The organism is Hoeflea sp. EC-HK425 (assembly GCF_902498795.1).
Lineage (GTDB): Bacteria > Pseudomonadota > Alphaproteobacteria > Rhizobiales > Rhizobiaceae > Hoeflea > Hoeflea alexandrii.
Map to the genome: position 1 here is coordinate 1 of NZ_LR701560.1, position 4,423 is coordinate 4,423.

Genomic DNA, 4,423 nt, shown 5'->3' on the forward strand with positions numbered 1-4,423 from the left:
ATGTCGCTCGTTTTTCACCGGCGGACAGCCCCTTTTGAGCGTCAGATCGACGAGAATTCGCGTTCATTGAGCGGACCGGGTTTGCGGCCAATTCCCGGACTGCTGGCCGAGGATGGCCTCTGTCGTCGAGCAGAAGGCTGAAAATCAACGTAAATCATCTCCCGGACGAAATCTGGCGCACCATTGTGAGACTGGATGAATCGGAATTCGTGAGACTCCCGGTTAAAGCGCGCAGTCTCACTAAATCTGAATCTCCTCTCCATTACTCGACTGGGGCAACAACATTGGTCTGTGCGCCGCCGCCAAGTTCCCGGCAAGCGCAGCATCGATCAGGAGTGCCCGGACACGCTCGCGTTTTCGCCGGGATAGTTTTTCCGCGGCGATCCAACGCGGATCAGCCATGATATGATTTGCCAGGCGCTCATATTCGGCCGGCGAGCGCTTCAGCACCTGAACATGCGGCCGTCGGCCTGGCCTTGGGAGGCGGCACTGCCGCGGCGCGGCGCGCCGCACCAGTTGAACGGCCAAAGGCGGCATTTCCCCGTCCCCGGCCAAATCAGTGCCGAAACAGTCGTTGAGAGCAAGCAGCGTCACCAGACGCCAGCGCACTGGCAACTGGCCGAGCGGAGCTGCGGCGCCAACTGCATGCCGGACATCGTAGGGACAGCGCCAGCCCGCTTCTTTTAACCACAGCGCCAATACGGGCCGCGCGGAGACCGGATGATCGAGCGGCGCCCAGAGGATCGCAAGAGCCTTCTCGAACTTCTCCTGCTCGGGATTTCCACGATCGACGCTTGCCGTGACCCGCTGCTGGATGGCGAGCGTGCTGAGCATCAGGTTTCGGTCGTGCAGTCGGTCGCCCACCCCTCCCCTGTCGGCCAAAATCGAGCCGCAAGAGCCGCAGACGGGCTGCGCGCGCCCCTCAAGGAGGCGAAAAACAACAAAAAGATGCCGATGGCACGACTGGCAGCGATCAAGCAGCAGCTCGCCATGAACAGAGCAGACGCAGCGTTCGGCGAGTACCCAGCCGGATCGCAAATAGCCGTCGCGCCCTGCGGATTGATCAGCAGCGAAACAGCCGAGACAAACTGGGGTCGACCCGGTCAGCGTTGACGGTTTCCATTCCGGTCCACGGCTCATGTACCATGCTCGAGTGCGTCGCGGGTAACGCCAGTTCAATGACAACCGATACAGCCGATTGGGATCGACACCGCAGAATTGTGCCCAAACCTTCGTCTGGCCAGCCGCTGGAACCCTGTCATCAATAGGCAATGGTGACGGCAGGCCACAGAGATAACCGCTCAATTCCGGTGCTGTGAGGCCATAGCGGCAGGCCACTCGCGCCATCCAGGAGGACAACAACTCGTCGCGATAGGGGCGCGGCGCGACCGGCAGGCGACCCGACCCCATCACCCAGCCGCCGCCGTCTTCGGCATCCGCCGATTTGCCGATTGCGTCATCGACACAAGCGGTAGAACGAGATCATCGCCGAAGCTCATCAGGTCGAGCCGCTCTTTTCCAGATTGGATCGCCTCCTCAGCCGCCGTTTCGATCAGCCGGAAAATCCGCGCCGTGACGCCGCTGGTGAGCATGTGGATCCGTTCACGAACCGCAGCGCTTTCGAGATCGGAAGGCGCGCGCAGCGGCAGAATGCCGGCCAGGCTCTTCAAGAGCCGCGCAAAGACATGATCGTTCTTCCAGGGCTTTAGGTGAAACGCCTCGAAGCGCTCGGCAAGTTGCGCGTCGGTGAGCAAGGCCTGGCGCGCCAGGTCAGTCCCGGCACAGACAAGAGGAACCCGCAAATCATTGGCGAGAAACCGTATCGCATTCAGAAATATCCGTTGCTGCCGGTAGGTCCCCGCCAGCATTCCATTGACCTCGTCGAGCACGATCATCCTGGCGCCGACGGTGCGTAGCAGCGAGCGGCAAATATCTTTCTCGCGCGCAAGAGTACCGCCAATGAGAGAAGGAGCTTGAAGGCTGGCCAGCAATTCCCGATAAAGGTCGCGCTCTACCGGCTCCGACGGCACCTGCGCCACAACGACCGGCCTGTTCGTAACGCCGGTCGACTGACAAAAAGTGGCCGGGTGGGTACGCTCGAACTTCCGAACAATCTTTGTCTTGCCCATTCCGGTGTTGCCATAGATCAAGAGGCACGGCATGCGATCACGCGGCGGATAGGCCAGCAGCGCGTTCAGGCGGGCAATTGCTGCTTCAGCCTGTTCGAAACCGATCCAGCGATCGGCCTTGATCCAGGTAATGCGCTCCTCGTCAGGCAGCGCGGCATAGCGGCGGTACCGCTCATCGAGGTGTTCATTTGTCCCCTCCCCTCTCATGACCATTCCTCGACGTCATAGACAGGAACCTTGCTCCAATCGATCGCCCGGTCGTCCTCAGTTTGTGCAGGGTCGGTGGGAGCAGCCACGTTTGGAGCTGAGGCACTGAGCGCTCGCTCCCGTCTTTCGACCAGTTGACGCGCGGCCTTGGTGCGCACTGCCGCCTCTTCGACCAGAGCGCGCTGCGCCTCGATGGTCTCAAAGATCAATTGCTCATCTACCAGCGCCAAGCCGCGCTCCCGCAGGGCGGCCCGGGCGCGGCGGTGTTCGCCCAGCGTAATCGGCGGGCGGCGTAGATCCGCAAAGTGGATAGGCCAGCGTATACCGTCTGGAGCGCGCACGAATACCCTCGAAAGATCGCGCGGATCATAGGAAACGCGCAACGGACGATCGAGCCGGCCGGCCCAGATGCTCAGCACGTCATCCCAGTAGCGAAGACCAAACAAATGAATGCCGTCACGTCGCACGAGCCGGTCGACACTGGGCAGGAAATCGACCATGAAACCTGCGAGATCATGGGGGTGACGCAAGGGCATGACACGTCGGGCCGCGGCCTCACGCCAGGCCTCGAGCGGCGGAATTCCAAGCGTTCCATGCCGATCGGCATGGTAGCGCGTGATCTCGAGTGCGATCCACCGCTCCAGTTCATCCATCGTCATTGTCGCATGGGCCGCCGGATCGTAGCTGCCACGCTCGCCGATGCCACTGAAGGTCGTACCCGGAAGAAGATGGACCGCGCCCATCATGGTGCCTATCAGCCGTTCGATATGTCCGCCATAGTGTGGCGTGGCAACCGGACGGTGAATGAGTTCGATGCCATACTCTTCCGCCCCCCGGCGCAAGGCGCGGGACCGGAACTCCTTGGCATTGTCGAGATGGATCGCGTTCGGAAACCCGGAAATCGGCCACTCCGCATCAATGCTCAGCCCCTCGAGCCATGCCTCCTTGGGCTGCACAATGTGCTGGACTGCGAGAGCAACCGAGACACTCGAGGGCGCCTCGAGCGTGAGATAGAAGCCCGCAACCATGCGGCTTGCGACATCGATGGCAAGCGTCAGCCATGGCCTCTGTAGCGGCCGTCGATACTGACGATCGACAACAATCACATCGACCAGCGTGTGGTCGACCTGGACGACATCGAACGCGAACTCAGCTGCATACTCTCCCGGCACTGGTCGGAAGCGATCACGTGCTGCTTTCGAACCATCCCGAGCCTTGATTAATTCGGCGGGGTCCATGGTCATGATCCGCGCCTTAATCGCATGCCAGGACGGTGGGCGCGCACCCCGGGACCGACAGAGCCCGCGGATTTCCTTGTGGAGCCGACTAATGCCTGGCTTCTGGGGTGTCTTGTAGAAGTCACGGATGGCTTCGGCGATTACGGCTTCGGTAGCGTCCGGCAACCGGCGGCTACCTTTCCGCATCCCCGCTGCGCGCGGAAGCAGTGAACTCGTGACCGGATGCTCCCTATACACTTTGATCAGCTCATAAAGCCGGGTTCGCTTGAGGCCGAGCTCATGACAAGCTCGAAGGAAATCGGACCGGCTTGGGCTTTCGAGCGAAACCAGCGTTCGGATCACGGCTTCCCTTGCGACCGCCTCACTCCAGGAGGCATCATCAATAGTATCTTTGTCAGGTCCGTGAACCACAGCGGCCTCGCCGTAAAGTTCGTCCGCTCGAATATTACAAAAAATCCGCTGATTCGGCTAGAATCCGGAAATGAACCGAAAACCTGATTCGTTCGAGATCAATGAGTTGCCGTCCGTTGATAAAACGCGAACGACAACCCAAATCAGCGAGCAGAACACCGAAAACGACGCCCAGGAGAGCTCAGCGCCGTCTGACAGTACGGCGGTTTCCAGTGATATTCCCGCGGCCGGGATGTCGGCTGGGCTCCCCTCCCTTCTCCGGGAGACCAAAGCTGACCTGCCGACGCATCTGAAAGACCTTACCGGCCGGGCGCGTGGCTATGTCGAGGCCGCCAGTTCCGCAAACACACGCCGCGCCTACGCGTCCGACTGGAAGCATTTTTCCGCCTGGTGCCGCCGCCAGAATCTGGCCCCCCTCCCCCCGGATCCGGAAGTTGT

General features: G+C 61.0%; 3 protein-coding genes and 1 pseudogene. 1 reads left to right on the forward strand and 3 read right to left on the reverse strand.

Annotated features, from left to right (window positions below; translation table 11 throughout):
* Positions 1–240: 240 nt before the first annotated feature.
* From SPHINGO391_RS01895 to SPHINGO391_RS01905, 3 genes are all read right to left on the reverse strand, one after another.
* Complete coding sequence (locus SPHINGO391_RS01895) at positions 241–1,338, reverse strand: hypothetical protein (protein WP_244615083.1); 1,098 nt, start codon at positions 1,336–1,338, stop codon at positions 241–243.
* Between the two features lie 71 nt (positions 1,339–1,409).
* Entirely contained in the window at positions 1,410–2,336 is a 927-nt protein-coding gene (locus SPHINGO391_RS01900) for a TniB family NTP-binding protein (RefSeq protein ID WP_210385743.1), read from the reverse strand.
* The gene (locus SPHINGO391_RS01905; protein WP_244615084.1) at positions 2,333–3,580 is read right to left on the reverse strand and encodes a transposase family protein; all 1,248 of its coding nucleotides are present in this window, start codon (positions 3,578–3,580) and stop codon (positions 2,333–2,335) included. The genes SPHINGO391_RS01900 and SPHINGO391_RS01905 overlap by 4 nt, the downstream gene beginning before the upstream one ends.
* A gap of 475 nt (positions 3,581–4,055) precedes the next feature.
* Between SPHINGO391_RS01905 and SPHINGO391_RS01910 the strand changes: the two are divergent.
* A pseudogene (locus SPHINGO391_RS01910) lies at positions 4,056–4,423 on the forward strand (hypothetical protein); the annotation flags it as partial.